Here is a 23753-nt window from a genome sequence, read left to right as displayed (position 1 = left end):
CACGCGCGGCCGGCTCAGTAGAAGTAGTCGTCCTCGGAGAGGTGGACGTAGCGGCCGTCGCGGTACGCGAACTTCTTTCGCTTGTACGTCGCGAGGATCTTCGCGGCGTCGATGCCGGCGGTGTACTTCTTGCTGACGAGGGCGTCGTCGGCTCCGTTGCCCTGCATGTCGTTGATGGTGTCGAACGCCCAGTCCCAGTCGTCGGGCCCGTAGTCGGCGACGATGTCGCCGAACGCGACGTTCCGCAGGATCTCGTCGCCGATCGCGTCCTTCCAGATCTCGTTGTAGTTCTCGAGCGAGTCGGTCGCGGCGAGCCGGCCGGCGATTTTGCCGGTGCGGACGGCGACGTGGTAGCCGCCCTCGTGGAACGCCGAGGTGGTACCCATCGCACCGCCGGCGACGGCGATGTTCGCGCCGACGGGGGACTCGATCGGCCGGGTCGACGAGATCGGGTAGGTTTCGGTCCCCTTGGACTTCCCGCGGTCTTCGACGCGCGGAATGTCTTCCTCGATATCGTACTCGTCGCCGTATTCCTGTTCTAAGAGTCGGGTGATGTACTCCGCACCCGAAGGGAGTCGCTCGTCGTCGGGCCGCAGGAGTTTGTACGAACTCGGGTCGTCGACGTCCTCGAGGGTCATTCCGATCGGCATCGTCAGCCCGACGCGGGCGACCGTGCCGTCGTTCGGGAAGACCCACGGATAGGCGGTCTCGCCGGGCATGTACCCCCACCAGAACTTGAGGGTGTCCTCGAACTCCGCGAACAGTTCCTCGGGGAACTCCCGATACTCCTGGTAGGCGATGTGGTTGGCCTCCGGCGGCGAGAGGTGATCGGAGACGCTCCGGCCGGGCGCGGTGAACTGGTCGAGCGCGTCGAGGGTGATCCGGCGCTGGGGACCGTCCGCGAGGACGACGTACTGGGCCTCGAGTTCCTCGCCGGTCGAGAGCGTCAGCGTGTGGGTCGGCCCCTTCGAACTCGTGGCTCGCAGGTCGGTCTCGAGGTCTTTGACGCCGACGCCGACGCGCAGGTCCGCGCCCGCGTCAGTGGCGCGTTCGTGGAGCCAGTCGTCCATGCGCGTGCGGTGGAAGGTGTAGCCGAACTTCGGGTAGCTGGCCTCCATGCCGGTCGACCGCAACTCGACGCGACTGTTCGGGCCGACGAACTCCGTCGCCTCGAGTTCGCGGTGGATGACTTCGTCGGGAATCTCCCGGTAGTCGAAGCCCATGATGTCGATCCAGTAGTCCAGCATCCCGGCGGCGTCGGTCGAATCCGGCCCCGGCCCCTCGCGGTCCTCGCGAGGCACCCCCTGCTCGAAGAGGACCGTCTCTGCGCCGTGGGCGGCGGCCCGTTCGGCCGCGGATGCACCAGCGGGACCCCCGCCGACGATCGCGACGTCTACGCGTTCCATACGCCGTTTGGACTCAGTGTGTCGTTATAAAATCTGCGAGGTGGACTTTCAGCATACCGTGCATTCGTCCTCGTGATCGGCTGACGACCGTGTGATGGCACCCCGTGATACGGAACCCCAACAGTGAGTCGCGGCTCACAGCCAGGCGAGCGATCGGGATGCCGCGAGACGAACGTTTTTCATCGCACTGGACGACTCCACGGACATGAGCGACGCCGATACACCGGACGTACTCGTCCTCCGGAAGGGAACGCACGGCACGCCGATCGAACAGTACGCCGACGCGATCCGCGACCGACTGCCCGACCGCACCGTCGAACTCGCGCGAACCCCGGCCGAAGAGCGCGAGGCGATTCGGGACGCCCGCTTCGTCACCGGGATGACCCTCGAGGACGGCCTCCTCGCGGCCGCCGAGAACCTCGAGGTCTTCGCGTGTGCCTACGCGGGGACCGGCCACCTGCCCCTCGAGGAACTCGAGGAACGAGGCGTCGCAGTGACGAACGCCTCGGGCGTCCACGGGCCGAACATCGGCGAGCACGTACTGGGTGCGATCCTCAGTTTCACCCGTCGGTTCCACGTCGGCGCGCGCCGCCAGCGCCGCCGCGAGTGGCGACATTACCAAGCCCACGAGTTACAGGGATCGACGGTCACCGTCATCGGACTCGGCGCGATCGGCCAGTCCGTCTGCGACCGGCTCGAGCCCTTTGGCGTCGACACGATCGGCGTGCGGTACTCCCCGGAGAAGGGCGGGCCGACGGACGAGGTCGTCGGCTTCGAGGGCGACGGGTTCGACGACGCGCTCGCGCGGACGGACTACCTCGTGCTCGCGTGTCCGCTCACCGAGACGACGCGCGGACTGATCGACAGTGAGGCCTTCGTCACGATGGACCCCGAGTCGGTGCTGGTCAACATCGCCCGCGGCCCGGTCGTCGACACCGACGCGCTGGTCGAGGCGCTGCGCTCGAGTTGGATCCGCGGGGCGTCCCTCGACGTGACCGACCCCGAGCCGTTGCCCGAGGACCACCCGCTGTGGACCTTCGAGAACGTCCAGATCACGCCCCACAACGCGGGTCACACGCCGCGGTACTACGATCGGCTGGCCGACATCGTCGCCGAAAACCGCCGCCGGTTCGACGAGTCGGATGCGGACGCCGACCTCGAGAATCAGGTGCTACCCTGATCGACGCGGCGGGCTGGCCCGCGCTGGCTTGCCCGAGTCGTCCGACTCACTTTTTTCACCCCCTGCGACGAATCACGAGTATGGACCGATATGCAGCCGACGGGGTCGCTCGAGCGGGACAGATTGCACGCGCCGGGACGACCAGTACGGGAGGGGTTCGATGCCGCTAACGTTCGACGGAACGGTGCTCGTCCCCGTGGCCGACCCGGACGACGGCGAGCGGACCGCGACGGCGCTCGCCCCGTATCTCTCCCCCTCGAGTACGGTGCTCGTCGTCAACGTGATCGAAAAGGCGGGCGGAGCACCCGACAAGGCCTCGGTCGAACAGCGCGAGGAGTACGCCAAAGAGATCTTCGAGCGCGCTCGCGGCCCCCTCGAGGGGGAGGCGGGAACGGTCGAGACGGCGATCCTTTTCGGGACTGACATCGTCGAGACAATCTTCGAGGCGGCGACGGAGCGCGACGTCGAGGCCGTGGTTTTCGAGCCCCGCGAGGGGAACCGGTTCGTGGAGCTACTCACCGGAGACGTGGCGCGACGGCTGGTAAAAGAGGCGTCGGTTCCGGTAGTGGCGCTGCCGCAAACCGATTCTTGATTGCCGACTCGCGGGACGAACCTCCCCTTATCGCAGATCGACGAGCGCGACACAGCCCGTCTGGTCGACCGTGACCTGATACCGGGCGTACTCGAACGTAACGGAGCCGACGGAGCGGCCGGTGTCCCCGGTCGCGTGAAACAACGAGTCCAGCGCAGTGGGGTCGATCGAGTCGTACAGCGGGCCGAACTCGTCCGCGAGTTCGAGGCTGTCGATCACCTCGGAATCGGCGATTGCGGTGATGACCGCTTCGCTGAGGGGTTCGTCCGGATCGGCCTGATACGCGTTGGCTCCGTCCTGCAGTCGCGACTCGCCGGGTGAAGGCTCAGTTTCCATACTACACGTATCCGTCCGACGCGGGAAGCGACCACGATTGGATGGCCAACCTATGAAGAGGGGGCGCGTTCGCCGACCGTGCTCCGGAGCAGATTGGCCTGTCCTCGTCGGAGGCGAGCGGACAGCGCCTGATCGGAAATGTCGAGTTTCGCGGCGACCGCCGAGAGCGTCGTCTCCCGCGGCACGTCGAAGTAGCCCTCCTCGAGTGCGATCAGGAGCGCTTCCCGCTGGCGCTCGGTGAGCCCGTATCGATCGCCCGCGGGATCCGATTCGTGGAAGATCCGCTGGATCCGAAACGAGATCCCCTTCTCGCGACAGATGTCGCGATACGCGAACAGCGCCTCCCGCGTCGGGACGCGAGCGCGAATCTTCGTCTCCGACGTGACGGTAATCTCGAGGTAGCCGATATCGTACTTCGCCGCCGTCGGATAGGTCAGGTGGTCCTCTCCGCGCGCCGACAGCGTGACGCTGTAGAGGCGACGATCGCCCGGTTCCTCGAGGAGGGTGAACTCGTCGACGGTGTCGTCGGCGGCCAGTGCCGCCGGGACACTGGCGAGGTCATCGCCGTAGACCCACGATATGAGCTTCGTCGCCCCCGTCTCGGACTGATAGATCTCTTCGACTTCGATCCGCGAGACGGCCTCGACGGTCCGTCGAAGGATCGGCGTCGCGATTTCGAACTCGACGATAAGGGCCATGCGGCTCTCACTCCCTCGTGCTACAACGCGAGGCAGTGTTATACTGTGGCAAGGGATATGATCGACGGACACTCGGAATGGCGTATTCTGATCCGGAGATTGAGGCTGCTAGGGCCGGTGGCGGTCGTTAGCTATCCCTTGAAACGAAAACGAGGGCCGTTTCCTACTGAACGCACAGACTGTCGAGACCGCCGTCTCTCCGCTAGATGTAGCCGTTCTCGAGCAGCAGTTCGCCGTTGAGCACGCTCGCGCCGGCGGCACCGCGGATCGTATTGTGGGCCAGACAGTTGTACTGCAGGCCGAAGGGCGATTCCTGCAGGCCGCCCGCGGCGACGGCCATACCGCCGCCGAGCGTGCGGTCCATCCGGGGCTGTGGTCGGTCGGGCTCCTCGAAGACGTGAATGAGCGGGTCGGGCGAGGAGCGCAGATCGAGCGACGGGTACTCCCGCATGGCCTCGGCGGCCGCGTCGGCGGTGAGTTCCTCCTCGGTCTCGACCCAGACGTTCTCGAGGTGGCCGTCGATCGTCGGGATGCGGTTACAGGAGGCCGCGACGTTCATGCTGTTGTGCGATAGCTCGGCACCGTCGAACTCGCCCAGCAGTTTGCGGGACTCGGTCTCGAGTTTGTCCTCCTCGCTGCCGATGTAGGGGATGGCGTTGTCGATGATCTCCATCGAGCTGACGCCGTCGTAGCCCGCGCCGGAGACGGCCTGCAGGGTCGAGACGTGGACCTTCTCGAGGCCGAAATCGGTCAGGGCCGCGAGCGTCGGGACGAAGGTGATCGTCGAGCAGTTGGGGTTCTTGACCATCGCGCCGTCCCAGCCGCGCTCGTCGCGCTGGACCTCGAGCAGGTCGAGGTGTTCGGCGTTGACCTCGGGAATCACGAGGGGGATGTCGTCGTCCATGCGGCCGTTCGAGGAGTTCGACGAGACAACGTAGCCCGCTTCACAGAAGCCGGGTTCGACCGCCGCGCCGACGCTCGAGGGGAGCGACGAGAAGATCAGATCGACGTCGTTGGGGACTTCGTCGGGATCGGTCGCCATGACGGTCATCTCGGCGATCTCCTGCGGGATGGGGCTGTCGACGCGCCACTTCGCGGCCTGTCGATACGTCTTGCCGGCACTGGAGTCGCTGGCGGTCAGCGCTGCGATTTCGAACTCCGGGTGGGGCTCGAGGAGCTGAATCAGTCGCTGTCCGACTGCGCCGGTCGCACCGAGTACGCCTACTCGTACTGCCATTTTCCGCCACTCCGAGTCGTGTCCGCAAAACCGTTTGGGTTTACGGTAGCGAGTGTCAATCGTCGGAGTTGCCAGTCCCGGTCGACACCGTGTCGGTGACCGAACAGGTTGCCCGTAGCGTCGCGTTATGCGCGGATAGAAGCTATTAAGAAACGGGAGTGCCAGCTATCGACCGATGCATTACCGACAGGATCGACTCGAGGCCGCCGGCCGGAGGCGGTCCCGATGACGAGTTCGACCACGAGTACCGGTGATCGGGGACTGCTCGACACGCGATTTAGTATGGGCGCAACGGCCCTCGCAGCGATCGCGGCGCTGGCCGGTCTCTTCTTCGGGTGGACGGGCTACAACGACGGCATGCTCCCGGTCCTCGGAACGGACCTGAACATCCTGACGGGTATGATCGGCCTCCTGTTCGGTGTCGGAATCGCCGTCGTCGCGTTCGTCGCCGCGCTCTACATGCGGCCCGGACTCGACGAGTAACGCAGGTACAGGACCGTTCTCCGCGCGATCGATCTTCGTGGTGGTAGCATTCAGACGCTCAGTGATCACATCGGCCAGCGCGACGCGAGGACCGCCACTCAGGACTGGTGCCGAGTTCGAAATCCGAGCTAGAACTGAAACGGGAACCTGTCCTAAACCGGGCGCAGTCGCTCGAGCGCGCTCGTGGCGAGTACTCGAGGTGAGAAGACCGACTTATGCGGGAACTTCGGCGCCTTTCTTTCGAGTCACGTAGCCCGCGATACGGTTGCGGACGCCTTTGGACTCGACGTTCGTGAGTTTCGTGACGCTCTCTTTGTTCTGCTCGAAATCGGTCGTGAACGCCTCCGGATACCGCTCCAGGAGGAGGGTCCCGGTCTTCTTGACGTAGGCCGGTTTGATTGCCATGTGGGATGGTTCCGTCCAGAGGCTCTTAATCCCTTTCTCTTCGCCTCCGAACCCCGCCGCCGTTGGTCCGGTTCCGATCGCCCGTCGATGGCAGCGATGTCTCCGTTCACCTGTATTTTAAATACGAACGGGCGGGCAAACCGCCGTGATGGTACTCCATTTCAGAGAGGCGACGGACGTCTACCGGAAGACGCTGCCGTACGTTCTCCTGCAGTTCGGTATCGGGGTCGCGTTCGCACTGATCGGCGTGCTCTATCTGGGGCTTATCGGGTGGCTCGGATTCAGATTCGCCGCGGGCGGGGGCGGAGCCAGTTTGCTCATCGTCGCCGGCGTGATGCTGTTCGGCCTCGTCACCTTCGGGGCGATCTGGCGACTCGTCCAGCGGTACGTCCTGTACATGGTCAAAACCGGCCACGTCGCCGTCATCGCCCACGTCGTCGAGGAGGGTAAAGCGCCGGACGATCAGATCAGCTACGGGATGAATCAGGTCCAAGAATACTTCGTCTCCGCGTCCGGGCTGTTCGTGATCAACGACGCGATCGACGCGGTACTCAAACAGTTCAACCGCGCCGTGGCGCGGTTTCAGGAATTGATCCCGCTGCCGATTCCCCAGCAGTTACAGACGCTGCTCGAGGTCCTCCAACGGTCGGTCGTACTGGCGGTTCGATATCTCGACGAGGCGATCATCGCGTACATGTTCGTCGCCGAGAGCGAGAACCGGTGGCAGTCGGCTCGCGATGGCATCGTCCTCTACGGGAAACACTGGAAGGCAGTGCTCGGCTCGACGCTGCTCGTGGTCGGCGGGATGTACGTCCTGTCGTTCGTCCTCCTGACCCTGCTCGCGCCGTTTGCGGTCGTGCTCGATGTCCTCCCGACCGCGCTCGAGGCGATTTCGTGGCTGTTGGTCGCCGGGCTGATCGCCATCGTCCACACGGGCATCGTCAAGCCGTGGGTGAAGACGGTCGTGATCACGACCTTCCTCATCGAACAGCGCGACGACGTCCCCGACGCGGAGACCCGAGACTGGATCTCGGAGCGGTCGGAACGGTTCGCCGACGTGGTCGAGAAGGCCGAGAACGACGAGCCGATCGACGAGAATCGATCGGAAACAGGACCCATATCGGGCGTCGGCGAAGCCGGAAACGATCCGACCTGACGTAACTCACCACGAGGAGTGCTCGCGCACGCGCTCGAGCGCCTCGCGCTCGCGGGGGCCGCCGGCGCGGTCGACGACGGAGGCGCAGTACGCGAGTCGATCCCGAAGTTCGCCCTCGTCGTACTCGGCGACGCCGAGTCGCGACGCGGCGACGGTCGCCTCGACGACGGCCCCGAACCCGCGGTCGATCGTCGGGACTGCCTCGCGCTCGACGGTCGACTCGACGGGGTGGAGTGTCCACGCTTCCCAGTCCGTTCCTCCGCTGGTCCCGGTGTCGACCTGCTTGACCGCGACGCGCGTCCACGCGCACGAGGACTCGAGAACCGGCTCCGCTCGCTCGACGATCGAGAGGGCGGCGTCGGCGAAGGCGACCGGATCGTCGACGAACTGGACGTACCCCTCGCCCTGCCGGTGGAAATTCCGACGGGTACGGGTGTTCCCCCACGTCCGCGCGGTGACGGGATCGTCGGCACGGAGACCGAGCGCGGCGGCGTTCCACAGCCCGTTCGGTCCCAGCGTCGTCACGACAGACTCGGTGACGCCGGACAGTTCGACCGGCCACTCCGCTGTGTCCGTCCCGCCCTCCCCAGTGGCCGTCGTTTCGCCCGGCCCCGCGTCTTTCCTTCCCGCGTCCCGATCGTCGCTCATAGCTCGATCGCCTCGTGCTCGAGCGCGATGAACAGCCCGGCCGCGGTGATGTCCGCCGTCGTACCGGGATTGACGCCGCGGTCGACGAGGTCCGCGGCGAAGGCCTCGACGGCCTCGCGGTCCGTCTCGAGGGCGTCGTCCGCGACGAGGTCCGCGGCCCGATCGGTCACCTCGCGGGCGGTGGCCTCGTCGTGGCGCGTCGCGACGAGCGTGTCCGGCCGCTCGGCGAGGACGGAGAGGAAGACCGCCGCGGTTCGATCCGGGATCGGGCCGTCGGCCTCGGCAAGTTCTTCGGCGGCCGCGAACGAGCGGTCGAAGCCGCGGACCCACTCGCGGGCGACGCCGTCGCCGGGAACGCTTCGCTCCATGATATCGAACAGCGTTAGCCCGCGCTCCTCGAGTGCCGGGATCGCGTCCGCGCCGCGGCGAACGTCGAGGGCCGCCATGTCTTCGGGCGGCTCGTCGACCCCTACGTCGACGTGGTCGAACGCGCGGTAGAACGACGCCGCATCGCCGACGGTCGTCTCCCGGACGACGGCCTCGGCGACGGGCTGTGAGAGTTCCTCGCGGGCGGCGCGGACGAGCGGGACGAGCAACAGGAGCGACCCGAACTGGGTGTTTCCGCCCTCCTGTGTCGCCATCTCCTCGACGGCCCGCTCGAAGGCCGGCCCGACCGCCGCCCCGTCGGCCGCCAACTCGAGTCCGTCGCGGGCACCCACCGCGCCGGCGAGGAAGTGCTCGAACCGCAGGTCCGCGAGGTCGCGGTGGCGGTCGACGTTCCCCGGTTTGGGGGTACTCGCGACCTCGAGCAGCAGCGCCAGTTCCGCATTACCTGCCGGTGATCGCATACGCCCAATTGCTTCCGGGAGGGCTTAGGGATAGGGATTGAGCCCGGCGACGGGTCGGCGACGAACAGCGAACGACAAGCGGTAAGCGCGTCCCCTCAGTTTAAGTGTCGAACCACCGACTGCTCGCGTATGGGATACGATACGGCCGCGAAGACCGATCCGGAGTCAGTCATCGACGAGGAGTGGGGCGGAATGTGGTTCCTCAAGGAGGACCTCGATACCGCGGAACTCGGCATCTCGGTCCTCGAACTCGAGCCCGGCGGCAAGGGCATGGAACACGACGAGTCCGACTCCGGGCAGGAGGAGGTCTACTACGTCGTCGAGGGAGCGGTCGAGGTCGACCTCGCGGACGCCGACGAGACGGTCGCACTCGAGACGGACGAAGTGATACGGCTGGACCCCGACGAAACGCGCCAGATCCACAACCGCGGCGACGAGCGCGCGAAACTCGTCCTGGTCGGCGCGCCGCTGTAGTGTCGTCGGATTCAAAGCAAGACGCTGCGCAGCCGCACCGGCTGTTTCTCGGAAAATAATTCGGAACCCGACCTTATCGGTACCGCCAGCCGCTATCGGCTCGCCTCGAGACCCATACGCCGTTCTACCGCATCACGAACGCGCTCGAGCACGACCGGATTATCGCTCGGCCGGCCGACGCTGACGGCGTCGGCACCGTACTCGACGTACTCGTGGACGGTCTCGTCGTCGCGGACGCCGTTGTTGGCGATGACGAACAGGTCGGTCGCGTCGACCACGTCGGCGATGACGGACTCGGTGTCCATCGCGTCGACGTGGACGAAGTCCGCGCCCGCAGCCTCGAGCCCGCGAGCCAGTTCCGGGAGCTCGACCCCGGGCACCTCCGCGCGAACTTTCACGCCGACGGTCGCGCCGGTCTCGGCCGCGCGGTCGACGTAGCCGGCGAGGCGCTCGCCGTCGCGCAGGAGCGTTTCCCCGCAGCCGACGGCACAGAGTTCGTCCTGCCGGCAATGGGCGTTGATCTCGAGGTAGGCGTCCCGGTCCCGGCAGACGCGGGCGGCCTCGGCGATCGGTTCGGCGGTCGCACTCCGGACGTTGAACGCCGGCTGGATCGGCGTCTCCGCGAGCGCCTCGAGTTCGCGGTCGATGAAGGCGAGGGGCTCTTCGGGGAGGAATTCGGTCCGTTCGCGCTCGACGAGTTCTCGCGCGGCCGCTCTCGACTCTCCATCGAGTGCGATACCGCCGAGGAACGCGGCACCGGCGTACTCCGCGCCGGCTCGCGCCCAGTCGGCGTCGGCCTCACCGCTCAAGCTTGCGAGCGCGAGCGGCGGCGTGAACGACACGGTCGAGGCCATCTCAGGGCAGGTTCTCGATCGCGTGGTTGATCGCGCGAATCATCCGCTTGGCGTCCTCTCTGGAGTCGATCGCGATATCCGTCTTGACGGTCGGGCGGTCGAACTCGGTGTCGTCGTTCTCGTCGATCACGAACGCGTCCGCGAACGGGTAGGCGGCCGCCAGCCCCGCCGTGCTCGGCTCCGCGTTGACGGCCGCCATCAGATCGCCGGCCGGCCCGGAGAACGCATCGTCGCCGAGGAACGGCGAGACGGCGACGACCGTCGTCTGGGCGAGCGCGTCCGCTACACCTGGTAGCGCGAGCATCGGCCCGATGCTGGTGACCGGGTTCGAGGGGCCGATGATAACGTCGTCCTCGAGCGCCTCGAGGACGCCCGGCGCGGGCTCGGCCTTCGAGGAGCCGCGGAACTCGACGGTGTCGACGGCCGGCTCGCCGCGGTGGGCGACCCAGTACTCTTGAAAGTGCATGTGTCCCTCGTCGGTGTGGACCAGACTCGCAACGGGGTCGTCGCTCATCGGGAGGAGGTCGATGGTGAGTCCGAAGGCGCTCGCGAGCCGCTGAGTCGCCTCGCTCAGCGTGTGGCCCTCGTCGAGGAGGCTCGTCCGCGTGATGTGGACCGCCCGGTCGCGGTCGCCGATCGTCATGAACTCGGCGACGCCCGAAAATCGCCGCCAGTTCGCGAGGTCTCGGCCCTCGGTCTGTTTCTCCTCGGGGAGATACTGCGGGCCGTCGGGGAGCCCCGCGGCCGACGCGATGTCCGAAAGCGCCGAGTTGGTTCGATGCGTGTCGCCGTCGATGCCCCACCACGTCTCGCGGTCGAGGATCCCACCGCCCTGAAACAGCAGCGTATCGACGTCCGGCGAGACGAAGAGCCCGCCGAGCTCGATGTCGTCGCCCGTGTTGGCGACGACCGTGGTCTCCTCCGGCGAGAACGCGGCGGCAGCACCGTCTAACAGCTTCGGTGTTCCGGTGCCCCCGGAGAGGAAGGTAACCATATCTACACCTCTCGAGCGTGGCTACTTAATCGCTTTCGGCCGCTTTGCGCGTTTCGGAGCCCGCGGCGAACGGTCGGGTGTCTCGACCGCGCGTTTCGATCGGCGATCGCGATCGCACCGCCCGCTAGTCACCGATCCAGTCCGCGAAACTCCCCTCGAGCAGCGTCTCCGACTGTCGCGCGACGTACCGCTGTTGCATCGCCTCGATCGCGTCGCCGAGGGCCGCGCCGTCCTCGAGTGCCGCCTCGACCTGCTCGCGTTTCCAGCGGGCCGGCGTCACCCGCTGGCGGACCCGCCGGCGGAGCGGGTAGAGGTACTTCGCGGCGTCTTCCTCGCTGAGCCCGCGGTTGGTCAGCCCGTCCTCGGCGTGGGCCAGCAGGTCCTCGTAGAGCGCGAGACTGTCGGTCGTCTCCTTCCCGTCGTTGGTGATCCACGTCAGGTCGGCCGCGAGGCCGTCGACCATCGCGGCGTAGAAGTTCTCCCGGGCGCGCTGCCAGTCGAGTTCGACGACCGGGTGCTCGAGACGGGTCAGACTCTCCATCAGGCCGGCGAAGGCGGCGAGGAAGGACACCGAATCGCGGACCGTCGGCTGGGCGGGGATCGGGCGGAACTCGATGCGGGCGTTGGCGGCCGAACGGGTGGGGCCGCCGAAGACCGGCCGGACCCACCGCCAGTAGGTGCCGTGTTTCCGGCTGAAGTGGGGGAACTGGTCGTCGAAGCGCTCGCCGCCGTCGACCGGCATCGGGACGATGGTGTCGTCCGCGGCGATTCGATCGATCGCCTCGTCGACGGTCTCTAAGTCGTGCGGAAAGCGGACCTTGCCTTCGCCCGTGGTCGGGTCATTGAGCACGGTTTCGAAGACGCTGATCCGGTGTTCCATCCAGCCATCCCGGAGGACGTCCTCGGCGGTCGCGTCGTCGTCGTAGAGATCGGCGGGGAAGAACGGGGAGTTGACGCCGAGCGCGAGGAGGGGGCCGGCGATCCGCAGCGCGTAGTTGAAGTAGTCGGGGAGGTCGGGGGCGTGGGCCACCTGATAGTGGGGCTGGATCGACGTGATGAGGCTTTCGGGCATGACCGTATCGGTCTGGACGGAGACGTGGGGTGCCTCGATGCGCATCCCCGCGGAGTCGGCCTGATCGGTGTTCGCCATCGCGTGGTAGCGGGCGGAGTCGCTCATGTTCGTCGCGACCCGGATCGCGCGTTCGGTGCCATCCGCGTCCGTCGTCGTCCGCTCGACGCTGTCGGTGAGGTAGGTCTCCGCGTCCTCGCCTTCCGGCGGAATCGTCCAGAGCGCGTCGCTGACCAGTCGCATTCGCTCCGACTGGGTCACGTCGAGGGCCGTCTGCAGGCGCGCCTTGACCTCCGACTCCTGGGCGGCCAACCCCGGTGCGTTCAGCGGTTGCGGACTGGTCGTCATCTCGGCGTTGTGCAGGCCGAGTTCCTTCTCGAACCCGATCAACTCGAGCAGTCGGCGCGGGACCCGCCGCAGGGCGCAGTCGTCGGCCTTGACCGCGTAAAACTCGTATTCGAGGCCGACGATCGCCTGCGGGTTGTCGAAGACACCCTCCTCGACGGCGTCTTTGATGACCTCGGCGTCCGCCTCGGCCCGCTCGCGAAAGTCGACGGCGTCGACCGTCAACACGTCCGCGACCCGTGCGGCGAGTTCCTCCTCTGGCATACCTCCGAGTGCGCGCGCGATTGTCTTGAAAGCACGTCCCTCGCGCTCGAGAACGCCGTCGCGATCCATCGAAACCGAAGTGGGCGAGGGGTGGAGTTCGGGTCGGAACGGAGACGCTAGCGTCGTTTCTCGCTCGTCACGTTGACGTCGTCGGGTCCGGAGACGGTGACGCGGAACCCCTCGTAACTGAACGAGAGTTCGCCATCGAACCCGTGGTCGAAGAGCGCGTCAAGTGCATCCGGCTCGACCGAGTCATAGAGCGGCGCGAGGTCGGTGCTGTCGACGCCTTTCTCCACGCTGACTTTCCGGAGGACAGCCATACTCGGGGGTGAATTTGACAGGCGTTCCATACCGATACGATGTTTCTTCATACTCAAATAGTCTGGTAATAATACGGTTCCACAACGCAAGTCAAAAAGTTATTTTCCGGCTTCCCGACGGGTAACTCGACGAGGCGTCGCTCACGGCGCACTCTTTTTCGGTCCGAACCCGTTGAACGGGCGACTGTACTCCTGTTTGAGCACCTCGGACCGATTCACGTCGATGCCGCTCCGCTCGAGGGATTCGATGATCGCTGCGATTTCGGTCGTCGACTCGCCGATGATTTCGACGTGGAGGTTCTCCTTGCCGGCCAGAATCTCTCGAACGGTGATGACGCCGTGTTTCTCCAGCGTTTCGGCCGCCATTTGTTCCCGATCTGCGAGCGGAACCGTACAGAAGAGGAGGAAGTGATGATGAATGCCCGCCGCCTCGTAATCGAGGACCGTCTCGTAGCTCTCGATAACGCCGCGCTCCTCGAGTTTGGAGATCCGGTCGCTTACCGTCGTCGACGAGACGCCGACCCGCTCTCCGATCTCTTCGTTCGTGATCTCGTATACGTTCGTCTGTAACAGAGAGAGTATTTCCTGATCGGTTGCGTCCAAATTCTCCATGACGTGACTCTTTACGTTCTGCCGATAGTTCTTTTCCCAAACTGCATTGGACCACCGACGCCGCCGTTTCCGGCCGTGGTTCCGACGGCACGACCGTCACCGATCGGTCTCAGAACCGTTTTACTCCCCGCGGCGATACACACCGCCGATGGAGTTCGCCACGTTCGCCGACCGCGCCGGGACGATCGAAGCCGAACCCGCCGACCTCGAGATCGTGGCTCACGTTCGGGAGCTGCTCGCCGACGCCGGCGACGATAGCGAGGAACGACGGGACTCGCAGGATGCGGTGGAACCGCAGACCCTCGAGATCGCCGCTCGCTTCGCGCAGGGGCGGGTGTTCCCCGCGTGGGATTCGACGACGCTCGACATTGGGCCGAGCGCGTGTTACGAGGCGATCGCCCGCGCCGCGGGGACGAACGTGAGCAGCGACGACGTCGAGGACCGACTCGCCGAGGTCGGCGAGATCGGCGACGTGGCCGCGAGTTACGACTTCGGCGGCCAGCAGGGGCTCGGTGCGTTCACTGGCGGCGACACCGACGGTGGGACCGGCGGCGACCTCACCGTCCGCGAGGTCGCCGACACGCTCGCGGACCTCGCCGCTGCCGAGGGGTCGGGCAGCCACGACCGCAAAGTCGACCTGCTCTTCGGACTGTTCAACCGCTGCTCGAGCGAGGAGGCGCGTTATCTCGCTCGACTCGTCCTCTCGGAGATGCGCATCGGCGTCGGCGAGGGGACCGTTCGGGACGCCATCGCCGACGCGTTCGACGTACCCGAAGAGCGAGTCGAGCGCGCGCTCCAAGTTTCGAACGACTACGGACAGGTCGCCCGGATCGCGTGCGACGAGGGGGTCGACGGACTGGACGCGATGGATCTCGCGGTCGGTCGCCCCGTCCAAGCGATGCTCGCACAGGCGGGGACGGTGACCGACGCGCTCGAGGAGTGGGAGACCGCCGCCGTCGAGTGGAAGTACGACGGGGCGCGGGTGCAGTTGCATCACGATCCCGATGGACTCGGCGAGTCCGGCGGATCGACGGCGGAGACGCGCGTCTTCTCGCGGAACATGGAGGAGGTCACCGACGCCCTGCCGGAAGTCGTCGAGTTCGCCGCGAGTAATCTCGAGGAGCCCGCAATTCTGGACGGCGAGGTCGTCGCGATCGACGAGGACGGCTCGCCGCTTCCCTTCCAAGAGGTGCTCAAGCGATTCCGTCGCAAGCACGACGTCGCGAAGGCCCGCGAGGACGTCTCGGTGCGGCCGGTCTTCTTCGACTGTCTACACGCCGGCGGGGAGGACTTGTTGGAAGAACCGTTGACGGCGCGCCACGACCGGCTTCGGTCGGTTCTGATCGGCGCTGACTCCGACGCTGTCGATGATGCCGGTTCCGACGCGGCCACCGTCGACGACGAGGACATCGAGGGCCTCTCCTTGCTCTGGCGGACCGACGACCCCGACGAGATCGAGGCGATCGACGCCGACGCGCTCGAGGCCGGTCACGAGGGGATCATGCTCAAGAACCCCGAGTCGACGTACTCGCCGGGCCGGCGGGGCAAACACTGGCGCAAGCGCAAACCGGACGTGGAGACGCTGGACTGCGTCGTGACCGGCGCGGAGTGGGGTGAGGGACGGCGCGCAACGTTCCTCGGCACGTTCGAACTCTCCGTGCGCGCGGGCGACAACTTGAAGACGGTCGGCAAGGTCGCGACCGGGATCACCGACGAGAAACTCGCGGAACTGACCGACCTGCTCGAGCCACACATCGCGGCCGAGGAGGGACAGGCGGTCGACCTCGAGCCCGAAGTCGTCTTCGAGGTCGGCTACGAGGAGATCCAGTCCTCGCCGACCTACTCGTCGGGCTATGCGCTGCGATTCCCGCGATTTCAGGGCGTGCGCTACGACAAGGATCCCGAGGGCGCGGACTCGCTCGAGCGGATCGAACGCCTTCGGGAGTGAGCGCCACAGCACGCGCTATATAGCACTATTAGTTACGTTTACGATATATCGACTGGCTCGGAGACGTATGCCCTCCAGACGGACGCTGCTGTCTACGGCCAGCACCGCGGCGGTCGGTGCGGTAGCCGGCTGTACGGTGGCCTCGTCGGATCGAAGCGTCGACGGATACGTCCAACTGAAGTCGATCGAGGCGTGGAAGCGTGATCCGGACGGCGAGGAACTGTCCAAGGACGTCATCATCCGTGTGTGGCCGAAATCGCGCCCGGGTCCGCGCGAACCGGAACTGAAGATCCTCGACGACGAGTGGGCCGACCGGTTCGACACGCCCCTCGAACCGGTCGTCTCCGACGAGTTACACGACGACCTCGATCGGACCTACGAAACCCTCCAGTACACGGTCGGCGTCTGTAGCGAGGAATGGATCGACAAATACGACGACGGCAACGAGATAGTGTGCCATAACGCCTCGGTCTCTCGAGAGGAATTCAACACGGCACAACTCTACGATCACGTGCGTGCGTCGTACGAGAACCACGAGCTATCGATCCACTCGCGGGAGGGTGAGTGGACGTTCGACTCGGAGTGATCGAGCGACCGAGTCCGGCACGGATCTCGAGGCGAGACTGTCGATACCACCCACGGTATCGTCGAGAAACGGTGGTAGACGGTTCCGATTTCGGAACTCTTGATACCGATTGTCGGAAAGACAGACCGTGTCCCGGACCCGACTCTTCGCGTCCCTGTGCGGTCTCGTCTTTCTCCTCAACCTCGCCAGAATCATCTTCGCTCCGCTGCTGGACGTCTTCATCGGCGAGTTCGGAATCGGCGAGGCGACGGCGGGGCTCATCGTGACCCTCGTGTGGGTCGGGACTGCCTCCCCGCGACTGCCCACCGGCTGGCTGCTGACGAGAGTTCCGAGACACCACGTCGTGATCGGTTCCGGATCGGTTCTCGCGATCTCCGCGGTGCTCGCCGCGAACGCGAGGACCGTTCGACACCTGCTGATCGGGGCCTTCCTCATGGGCATCGCCTCCGGCGTCTACTTCGTCGCGGCGAACCCGCTGCTAAGCGAACTGTTCCCGTCGCGGGTCGGCCGCGCGATGGGGATCCACGGCGCCGCCAGCCAGATCGGTGCGGTGGCCGCCGCCCCGTTCATCGCGCTTACGCTGCTGGTCGACTGGCGGCTCGCGCTGTGGACGATCGCCGTCGGGGCGGTGCTGTTGACGGTCGCAGCGTGGGTCACCGCGCGACGGACCGAGTTGCCGTCGGCGGGCGAGGCCGACCGCGAGTTCGTCGCCGGCGCGCTCTCGGAGTGGAAACTCATCGTGACGGCGCTGGCGATCGTCGGCGCGACCTCGTTCGTCTGGCAGGGGCTGTTCAACTTCTACGAACTGTACATGCAGTCGAAGGGGCTCTCGAGCGGTGCGGCGGGCACGCTGCTCACGATCGTCTTCGCCGCCGGCGTCCCCGCGTTCTTCTTCAGCGGCGATCTGGCCGACCGGTTTCCCCACGTGCCGTATCTGCTCGGCATCGTCGGGACGTTCGCCGCGACGCTGCTCCTGTTGACGGCCGTCGAGGGATTCCTCGCGCTGGCCGTCCTCAGCGCGGCTGTCGGGATCGTTATCCATGCGCTGTTCCCGGCCACGGACGCGTACCTCCTCGATACGCTCCCGGACTCGACGCGGAGCAGCGCCTACGCCGTGTTCAGCTCCGCCTGGATGCTCGCACAAGCGCTGGGCTCGTCCGCCCTCGGGCTGGTCATCGAGCGGGGGTACACCTACGATGGGGTATTCGCCGGCGCTGCGATCTTCCTCGGGGTCGCGGTCGTCGGGCTCGTGGCCCTCGAGCGGACCGGACGGCTCCCGAGTTGACCCGTCATTAAGCAGAACGTGCCGCTGGCGGGACCGCACGATTCGGGGTCGAACGCTCCCGCCCGCGACGACCCCTCGCAATCCCCCATCCCGAAGACAGGTAAGCACCCTTAAGACCCACGGCCGACAGGATTCCCGTATGCAACCGCGCGACCTGTCCGATCACGTCGCATACGAGGCGGGTCGAGGCATCGAGGAGGTCGCCCGCGAACTCGGGCGCGATCCCTCGGAGTTCGTCAAACTCGCCTCGAACGAGAACCCGCACGGTCCCTCGCCGGCCGCCGCCGTGGCCATCCGCGAGACGGCCTCGAGCGTGAGTTCCTACCCCAAAGCCGCCCACGCCGACCTCACGAGCGCCGTCGCCGACCGCTGGCGCGTCGCCGACGAGCAAGTCTGGCTGGCAAACGGCGGCGACGGGGCGATCGACTACCTCCACCGGGCGGTCCTCGAGCCCGGCGACAGCGTCCTCGTCCCCACGCCCGGCTTCGCCTACTACGGGATGAGTTCCCGGTACCACCACGGCGACGTCCGCGAGTACGAACTCTCGAAGGCCGATGATTTCACGCAGGACGCCGAGACGGTCCTCGAGAGCTACGACGGCGACCGGCTGGTCTTCCTCACCAGCCCGCACAACCCGACCGGCTCGACGATCCCGCTCGAGGAGGTCGCAAAACTCGCCGACGCAACTGACGACGAGACGCTGGTCGTCGTCGACGAGGCCTACGGCGAGTTCGCCGACCGGGACAGCGCCGTCGCCCTGCTCGAGGGCCGGGACGGGTTCGAGGCCCGCGACGATGTCGCGGTCCTGCGAACGTTCTCGAAGGCCTACGGGCTGGCCGGAGTCCGACTCGGCTACGCGATCGTTCCTGGGGAGTGGGCCGACGCCTACGCCCGCGTGAATACACCCTTCGCGGCGAGCGAACTCGCCTGCCGGGCCGGCATCGCCGCCGTCGACGACGACGAACACGTCGAGCGCACCGTCGAGACCGCCCGCGAGTCCCGCGCGTACATGCGCGAACACATCGACGCCCACGTCTGGGAGAGCGAGGGCAACTTCGCCCTCGTCGACGTGGGCGACGCCTCGGCCGTCGCCGAGGAGATGCAACAGCGGGGCGTCATCGTCCGCGACTGCTCGAGTTTCGGCCTTCCGGGCTGTATCCGCATCACCTGCGGTACCGAGGACGAGACCGAACGCGCCGTCGAGACGGTAAACGACGTGCTCGCGGATCTCGATCTCGAGCCGGGGCCATCGGACGGGGCCGACGAGCCGGACGCGGAGGTCGCCGACTCATGAGACTCGCCGTCACCGGCACGCCCGGCACCGGAAAGACGACCGCGACGGAACTGCTCGAGTCCCGACTGGCCGATGCGGACAGCGGCGACGGGGACGAGCCGATAGCCGACCTCGAGGTGATCCACCTCAACCGGATCCTCGAGGACGAGGAACTCTACACCGAGGTCGACGCCGATCGCGAGAGCAAGATCGCCGATCTCGACGCGTTGAGCGAGTGGCTTGCGGGCCGCGACGATGTCGTGATCGAATCGCACCTCTCCCATCACGTCGACGCCGATCGAGTCGCCGTGTTGCGGTGTGAGCCGACGACGCTCGAGGAGCGACTGCTCGAGCGCGGCGAGTCCGACGCGAAAGCTCGCGAGAACGCAGAGAGCGAAGCGCTCGACGTGATCCTCTCGGAGGCGGTCGAGGAACACGGCCTCGAGTCGGTCTACGAGATCGACACGACCGACCGCGATCCGGCCGCCGTCGCCGACGAACTCGAAGCGGTCGCGGCGGGCGAGCGCGACCCGAGCGCCGGCGGGGTCGACTTCGTGGGGTACCTGACATGACCCTCGACAAGTTCCGTCCGTACGTCTCGCGGTTTCTCGACCCGTTCGTCAAGGGCTTCGACCGCGTCGGGATGACGCCCAACGGGGTGAGCGTAGTCGCGTTCGGCATGGCGATCCTGGCCGCGGTCGCGTTCGCCCTCGGCGGGCTCGAGGACCCGGTCTGGTACGCCGTGGCGGCGGCGCTCGTGTTCCTGAACGGCTGGCTGGACATCGTCGACGGCGCGCTCGCGCGCGAACAGGAGGTCGCCTCGGCCGGCGGCGATCTGCTGGACCACGTCCTCGACAGGTACGCGGACATCGTCGTCATCGCCGGATTGGCCGCGGGACTCGAGGACTACCTGCTCGGCTTCGCCGCCGTGACCGGCGTCGTGATGACCTCGTATCTAGGGACGCAGGCCCAAGCCGTCGGGCTCGACCGGGTCTACGGCGGCCTCGTCGGTCGCGCAGACCGACTGGCGATCATCGGTATCGCCGGCTTCCTCGCGTACCCGCTGGCGGGGACGACGCTGGCCGGGTTCACGCTCGTCGGCTGGCTGCTTGTCTTCCTCGCGGTCGTGGGCCACCTGACCGCGCTCCAGCGGTTCTACTACTCGTGGGCCGCCCTCGAGTAATCCACGTCTCACTCCGTTTACCGGGCGTTCTGCCCGGCTGCAACCGCGCCGCATGCTTTATCCCTTACCGGAATATAGAGTCTGTCATGGTTCAGTGCGAGATGTGTGGGGCCGAGACGTCGTCCCCGAAAACCATCAAAGTCGAGGGCGCGAAGCTAGACGTGTGTTCGGACTGCACGGACTTCGGCACTGAAGTCAAAGACACCTCGAGTTCGAGTTCGTCGACGAAGTACTCGACCAGCTCGAGTTCGTCCTCCTCGGGCGGGGGTGGCCAGTCGTCCGGTTCGAGCGCGAGTTCGTCCTCCTCGGGCGGCTCGAGCCAGCGCCGCTCGGACATGTTCGACGACATGGACGAGCTCGCGACCGATTACGACGATCGCGTCCGCAACGCTCGCGAGAACAAGGGGCTGAGCCAGTCCGATCTCGCGAACGAACTCAACGAGAAGGCGAGCCTGATTCGCAAGATCGAACGCGGCGACACGCTGCCGAGCGACAAGGTCCAGTCCGAACTCGAGGACTTCCTCGAGATCTCCCTGAGCGCACAGGGCGGGTCGGCGGAGGACTCGGAGTGGTCCGGCGGCTCCTCGACGGGAAGCTACACGCTGGGCGATGTCGTCAAGCGAAAGGACTGACTGAGCATCGCTCCTCGATCACGTCGCTGACTCGCAAGCTATTTCTTCCGTGCGGGTGCGGTTGCCGATATGTTCGTCCTGGTTAATCTGAAGACGTATCCGTGTGATCCGATCGAAGTCGCGGAAGCCGTCCGCGATGTGAACGAGCGTACCGACGCCCGGCTTGCCGTCGCGCCGCAGGCGGCCCATCTCGAGCGGGTCGCCGAGACGGGCGCGGAGACGTGGGCCCAACACGTCGATGCGATCGAGCACGGGAGCAACACCGGCCACGCGCTCGCCGAGAGCGTCGCCGACGCGGGCGCGGTCGGCACGCTGATCAACCACTCCGAGCGACGGCTGAAACTGGCCGATATCGACGGCGCGGTCCGGGCGGCCGAGCGCGCGGACCTCGAGACGGTCGTCTGTGCGAACAACCCGGCCCAGATCGGCGCGGCCGCGGCGCTCGGCCCGGACGCCGTCGCCGTCGAGCCGCCGGAACTCATCGGCACGGGAACGCCGGTCAGTCAGGCCGACCCCGACGTCGTCGAAGACGCCGTCGAGGCCGCGGCGAACGTCGATTCCGAGGTCTCGGTCCTCTGTGGTGCGGGCATCAGTACGGGCGACGACGTCGTCGCCGCGGGCGATCTCGGCGCCGAAGGCGTCCTGCTCGCCAGCGGCGTCGCGAAAGCCGACGATCCGAGCGCGGCCCTCGAGGACCTCGTCGAACCGCTCTGAGCCGTCGCGGAGCGCCTCGGATTCGGCCACAGTGCCGACCGACTTTTCTCCGTCCCCGCCGAAGGTGTGTGCATGACTGACAATGGAAACGAAAACGGGGCGGAGGCCGCGACCGCAACGGGGGAGCGATCCGTCGCCGTCACGCTCGAGAACCGGTTGATGAGCCACGGGCTCTACCTGACCTCGTTCGCGTGGCTGGACGACACCGAGCCGCCGGGCGAGGACGGGGCCGGGATCGAACTCGAGTACGAGGCCGTCTCCGAGGCACCCGCCGTCACGAACGACGAGGTCGGGGCCGTCCTGCGGACGCTCCTGACGATCGGCGACGAGCGGGAGTGGACGCCCGGCCGACTCGAGGTCACGTCGCTGACGACCGACGGGGACGTTCGCGGGTGGTGGTACGTCGAACGCGAGTGGTTCGACCGACTCGGTGACGAGCTCTCACAACTCGAGTTCTCCCAGCGTGTGCTAAACACCGTGAAAAATTACCAACGCGAGTGAAACTGTCGTTACATTCGATCGGAGAGATAGATTAATAACGCCGCATACGCCTGTGTTTCGTAGACGATCTCATGACTGGAGAACAGGTGTACGTTTCCCACGCGCCCGGTGACCTCGATCTCGTTCAGGACCTGTTCTCGACTGTCAAGAACTTCCCCTTCGGCGTGCATATCGCACTCGAGGAGATCGAGTCCGGCCGGTCGCGAAAGCGACTCGAGGGCCGACTCGCCAACAGCGATCTCGTCGTCGCGGTGTTGACCGAGGACGAGGCCGGAAACCGCTGGATCGAACAGGAAATCGGCTACGCGGTGGCGAAAGGGATCCCCGTCTTGCCGCTCTACGACGAGGGAACCGGTCCCCACGGCTACATCAGTGACGTCGAGGGCGTGGCGATCGATCGAAGCGATCTCACGGTGACGATCTTCAATCTGCTCTGTCGGCTGCGGGGGGCCCTCGCCCCGTTGGGGGCGCTGTCGGTCCCAAACTGGTACATTCGGTTCCCGTGTACGGTCCCCGACTGCGGGCACCCGGTCACGCTCGAACTCGAGGAGGGCCAGACGAAGCTCTGGAAACTCCACAGTCACGGCAAACTCCTGACGGCGGCGTGTGCGTCCTGCGAGTCGACGTACTACTTCAACCCGGCGACGATCGGCTTTATCAGCCGCGCGGACGGTGAGGAGACTCAGTCGTCGGCTCGGAGCCGCTCGTAGGCTTCGGTGACGAGTTTGAACGCCGACTGACTGCCGCTCTGTCGGTCAGGATGGGCGCGCTTGACCTGCGAATGAAACGCCTCGCGGATCGCCTCGTCGCTCGCCTCCGCGTCGACACCGAGCACCTCGCGGGCACGCTGTTTTCGCATGGCGACGTCGGTGATGATCCCCTTCTCCTCGGCGTCGGCTTTGCAGTCGGGACACAGCCGCTCGGTTCGCTCGTCGATCGTCGTGACCCGAAAGCGTTCCGCGGCGACCGGTTCTCGACACTGGCTACAGCGGTTTCGGTCCCCGTCCGTTTCCGGGGAGCCGGTTTCACCGCCGTCCCTCTCGCCGGATTCGGCTGCCGTCTCCGATCCGGCGGTCCGAGCGGCGTCCGCGCCGGTCGCGTCCGCGTCGGCAGCGTCCGAGCCGCCGTGTCCCGGTGCTTCGGCTACACAGGACGGACAGCACGACAGGACCGTTCCGTCATCGAGCACGATGTCCTCGAGCTCGGCCGTGAGACAGGGTTCGGTACAGCCGTCACAGGTGTCCCGACGCTGATCGAGCGAGTCGCCTTTCCGCGCGGCCGCTCTGGCGTGGGGCTCACACTCCGGACAGCAGACGACCTGCTCGCCGTCCGGCATCGTCACCGTCGTCAAGTCCTCGAGCCCGACCGTTCGGCCGCACCCGTCACAGCCGGCCCGACGTTCGCCGACTACAGCCATCACGCGAGCGGTTCGGGTTCGTCCCATATTAGTTCTTCTGCTGACAGTCACTGCCGACGTCATCTCGCCGGCCGAAGCGATCGTCTCGCAGTACACTCGCCGATCCGGGCTCGAGTCTCGAGCAGACCGCTCGAACGGACGGGTGTAGGAACTGCTTACCGAACGCGGGGGACTTGGAAACCCGGCAATCGACGCTGAACGGGATCGATAACAAAGTGGTCCCCCGTCGACCGACCGGTCGTGCGAGGCGACCCTCGCACGGAGACGCGCTGTCCGATGGACGGAACTCGGCG

Annotated in this window: 28 protein-coding genes; 15 read left to right on the top strand and 13 right to left on the bottom strand. The window is 66.4% G+C overall.

Annotated features, from left to right (window positions below; all coding sequences use genetic code 11):
- Positions 1-14: 14 nt before the first annotated feature.
- Positions 15-1406: an NAD(P)/FAD-dependent oxidoreductase gene (locus FEJ81_RS10175; protein WP_138245187.1), complete on the bottom strand. Its 1392-nt coding sequence runs from the start codon at positions 1404-1406 to the stop codon at positions 15-17.
- Between the two features lie 205 nt (positions 1407-1611).
- Here FEJ81_RS10175 and FEJ81_RS10170 point away from each other — a divergent pair, with 205 nt between their 5' ends.
- Entirely contained in the window at positions 1612-2586 is a 975-nt protein-coding gene (locus FEJ81_RS10170; protein ID WP_138245186.1) for a D-2-hydroxyacid dehydrogenase, read from the top strand.
- Positions 2587-2746: 160 nt separating this feature from the next.
- A complete protein-coding gene (locus FEJ81_RS10165) occupies positions 2747-3178 on the top strand; it encodes a universal stress protein (protein ID WP_138245185.1) in 432 nt (143 codons plus the stop codon).
- A gap of 27 nt (positions 3179-3205) precedes the next feature.
- Here the strand turns inward: FEJ81_RS10165 and FEJ81_RS10160 are convergent, their stop codons facing one another.
- The 3 genes from FEJ81_RS10160 to asd all read right to left on the bottom strand — a co-directional run bounded on the left by FEJ81_RS10160 (position 3206) and on the right by asd (position 5449).
- A complete protein-coding gene (locus tag FEJ81_RS10160) occupies positions 3206-3514 on the bottom strand; it encodes a HalOD1 output domain-containing protein (RefSeq protein WP_138245184.1) in 309 nt (102 codons plus the stop codon).
- 50 nt (positions 3515-3564) lie between these two features.
- Positions 3565-4212, bottom strand: coding sequence for a helix-turn-helix domain-containing protein (locus tag FEJ81_RS10155; RefSeq protein ID WP_138245183.1), 648 nt, complete (start codon positions 4210-4212; stop codon positions 3565-3567).
- A gap of 202 nt (positions 4213-4414) precedes the next feature.
- A complete protein-coding gene (gene asd / locus FEJ81_RS10150; RefSeq protein WP_138245182.1) occupies positions 4415-5449 on the bottom strand; it encodes an aspartate-semialdehyde dehydrogenase in 1035 nt (344 codons plus the stop codon).
- Between the two features lie 225 nt (positions 5450-5674).
- Here asd and FEJ81_RS10145 point away from each other — a divergent pair, with 225 nt between their 5' ends.
- Positions 5675-5932, top strand: a complete 258-nt coding sequence (locus FEJ81_RS10145) for a hypothetical protein (RefSeq protein WP_138245181.1) — start codon at positions 5675-5677, stop codon at positions 5930-5932.
- 213 nt (positions 5933-6145) lie between these two features.
- Here FEJ81_RS10145 and FEJ81_RS10140 read toward each other — a convergent pair whose 3' ends face one another.
- Entirely contained in the window at positions 6146-6337 is a 192-nt protein-coding gene (locus tag FEJ81_RS10140; RefSeq protein WP_006432730.1) for a 30S ribosomal protein S17e, read from the bottom strand.
- A gap of 148 nt (positions 6338-6485) precedes the next feature.
- On the opposite strand from FEJ81_RS10140, the gene FEJ81_RS10135 reads away from it, so the two are divergent.
- A complete protein-coding gene (locus FEJ81_RS10135; protein ID WP_138245180.1) occupies positions 6486-7493 on the top strand; it encodes a hypothetical protein in 1008 nt (335 codons plus the stop codon).
- 6 nt (positions 7494-7499) lie between these two features.
- Here FEJ81_RS10135 and FEJ81_RS10130 read toward each other — a convergent pair whose 3' ends face one another.
- Both FEJ81_RS10130 and FEJ81_RS10125 read right to left on the bottom strand, forming a co-directional pair.
- Positions 7500-8141: a DUF447 domain-containing protein gene (locus FEJ81_RS10130; RefSeq protein ID WP_138245179.1), complete on the bottom strand. Its 642-nt coding sequence runs from the start codon at positions 8139-8141 to the stop codon at positions 7500-7502.
- The gene (locus FEJ81_RS10125; RefSeq protein ID WP_138245178.1) at positions 8138-8989 is read right to left on the bottom strand and encodes a triphosphoribosyl-dephospho-CoA synthase; all 852 of its coding nucleotides are present in this window, start codon (positions 8987-8989) and stop codon (positions 8138-8140) included. Before FEJ81_RS10125 ends, FEJ81_RS10130 begins: the two co-directional genes overlap by 4 nt.
- A gap of 129 nt (positions 8990-9118) precedes the next feature.
- Here FEJ81_RS10125 and FEJ81_RS10120 point away from each other — a divergent pair, with 129 nt between their 5' ends.
- Entirely contained in the window at positions 9119-9463 is a 345-nt protein-coding gene (locus tag FEJ81_RS10120; protein WP_138245177.1) for a cupin domain-containing protein, read from the top strand.
- A 92-nt stretch (positions 9464-9555) separates the two neighbouring features.
- Here FEJ81_RS10120 and FEJ81_RS10115 read toward each other — a convergent pair whose 3' ends face one another.
- The 5 genes from FEJ81_RS10115 to FEJ81_RS10095 all read right to left on the bottom strand — a co-directional run bounded on the left by FEJ81_RS10115 (position 9556) and on the right by FEJ81_RS10095 (position 13921).
- On the bottom strand, positions 9556-10317 hold the full coding sequence (locus FEJ81_RS10115) for a tRNA-dihydrouridine synthase (protein ID WP_138245176.1): 762 nt from the start codon (positions 10315-10317) through the stop codon (positions 9556-9558).
- 1 nt (position 10318) lies between these two features.
- Positions 10319-11311, bottom strand: a complete 993-nt coding sequence (cofD, locus tag FEJ81_RS10110) for a 2-phospho-L-lactate transferase (RefSeq protein WP_138245175.1) — start codon at positions 11309-11311, stop codon at positions 10319-10321.
- A 124-nt stretch (positions 11312-11435) separates the two neighbouring features.
- Positions 11436-12989, bottom strand: a complete 1554-nt coding sequence (locus FEJ81_RS10105; protein ID WP_138245174.1) for a hypothetical protein — start codon at positions 12987-12989, stop codon at positions 11436-11438.
- 116 nt (positions 12990-13105) lie between these two features.
- On the bottom strand, positions 13106-13339 hold the full coding sequence (locus FEJ81_RS10100; protein WP_202979382.1) for a HalOD1 output domain-containing protein: 234 nt from the start codon (positions 13337-13339) through the stop codon (positions 13106-13108).
- 111 nt (positions 13340-13450) lie between these two features.
- A complete protein-coding gene (locus FEJ81_RS10095; protein WP_138245172.1) occupies positions 13451-13921 on the bottom strand; it encodes an Lrp/AsnC family transcriptional regulator in 471 nt (156 codons plus the stop codon).
- 148 nt (positions 13922-14069) lie between these two features.
- Between FEJ81_RS10095 and ligA the strand changes: the two genes are divergently transcribed.
- From ligA to FEJ81_RS10045, 10 genes are all read left to right on the top strand, one after another.
- Positions 14070-15869, top strand: coding sequence for an ATP-dependent DNA ligase LigA (ligA, locus tag FEJ81_RS10090; protein ID WP_138245171.1), 1800 nt, complete (start codon positions 14070-14072; stop codon positions 15867-15869).
- 67 nt (positions 15870-15936) lie between these two features.
- Entirely contained in the window at positions 15937-16455 is a 519-nt protein-coding gene (locus FEJ81_RS10085) for a hypothetical protein (RefSeq protein WP_138245170.1), read from the top strand.
- 127 nt (positions 16456-16582) lie between these two features.
- Positions 16583-17740, top strand: a complete 1158-nt coding sequence (locus FEJ81_RS10080) for an MFS transporter (RefSeq protein WP_138245169.1) — start codon at positions 16583-16585, stop codon at positions 17738-17740.
- Positions 17741-17879: 139 nt separating this feature from the next.
- Positions 17880-19034: a histidinol-phosphate transaminase gene (gene hisC, locus FEJ81_RS10075; protein ID WP_138245168.1), complete on the top strand. Its 1155-nt coding sequence runs from the start codon at positions 17880-17882 to the stop codon at positions 19032-19034.
- On the top strand, positions 19031-19585 hold the full coding sequence (locus FEJ81_RS10070) for an adenylate kinase family protein (protein WP_138245167.1): 555 nt from the start codon (positions 19031-19033) through the stop codon (positions 19583-19585). Before hisC ends, FEJ81_RS10070 begins: the two co-directional genes overlap by 4 nt.
- On the top strand, positions 19582-20196 hold the full coding sequence (locus FEJ81_RS10065) for a CDP-alcohol phosphatidyltransferase family protein (protein ID WP_138245166.1): 615 nt from the start codon (positions 19582-19584) through the stop codon (positions 20194-20196). Before FEJ81_RS10070 ends, FEJ81_RS10065 begins: the two co-directional genes overlap by 4 nt.
- 86 nt (positions 20197-20282) lie before the next feature.
- Complete coding sequence (locus tag FEJ81_RS10060; RefSeq protein WP_138245165.1) at positions 20283-20828, top strand: multiprotein bridging factor aMBF1; 546 nt, start codon at positions 20283-20285, stop codon at positions 20826-20828.
- 69 nt (positions 20829-20897) lie between these two features.
- Positions 20898-21542 carry a triose-phosphate isomerase gene (tpiA, locus tag FEJ81_RS10055; RefSeq protein ID WP_138245164.1) on the top strand — a complete coding sequence of 215 codons (645 nt, stop codon included), beginning with the start codon at positions 20898-20900 and terminating at the stop codon, positions 21540-21542.
- A gap of 72 nt (positions 21543-21614) precedes the next feature.
- Positions 21615-22043: a hypothetical protein gene (locus tag FEJ81_RS10050; RefSeq protein WP_138245163.1), complete on the top strand. Its 429-nt coding sequence runs from the start codon at positions 21615-21617 to the stop codon at positions 22041-22043.
- Between the two features lie 71 nt (positions 22044-22114).
- The gene (locus tag FEJ81_RS10045; RefSeq protein WP_138245162.1) at positions 22115-22753 is read left to right on the top strand and encodes a toll/interleukin-1 receptor domain-containing protein; all 639 of its coding nucleotides are present in this window, start codon (positions 22115-22117) and stop codon (positions 22751-22753) included.
- On the opposite strand, the gene FEJ81_RS10040 is transcribed toward FEJ81_RS10045, so the two are convergent.
- Positions 22726-23460 carry a J domain-containing protein gene (locus FEJ81_RS10040; protein ID WP_138245161.1) on the bottom strand — a complete coding sequence of 245 codons (735 nt, stop codon included), beginning with the start codon at positions 23458-23460 and terminating at the stop codon, positions 22726-22728. The genes FEJ81_RS10045 and FEJ81_RS10040 overlap by 28 nt on opposite strands.
- Between the last annotated feature and the right edge of the window lie 293 nt (positions 23461-23753).

The sequence above is a fragment of the Natrinema versiforme genome, assembly GCF_005576615.1.
GTDB lineage: Archaea > Halobacteriota > Halobacteria > Halobacteriales > Natrialbaceae > Natrinema > Natrinema versiforme_A.
The sequence above is the reverse complement of the archived record's forward strand: the minus strand, read 5'-3'. Positions and strand labels throughout refer to the sequence as shown.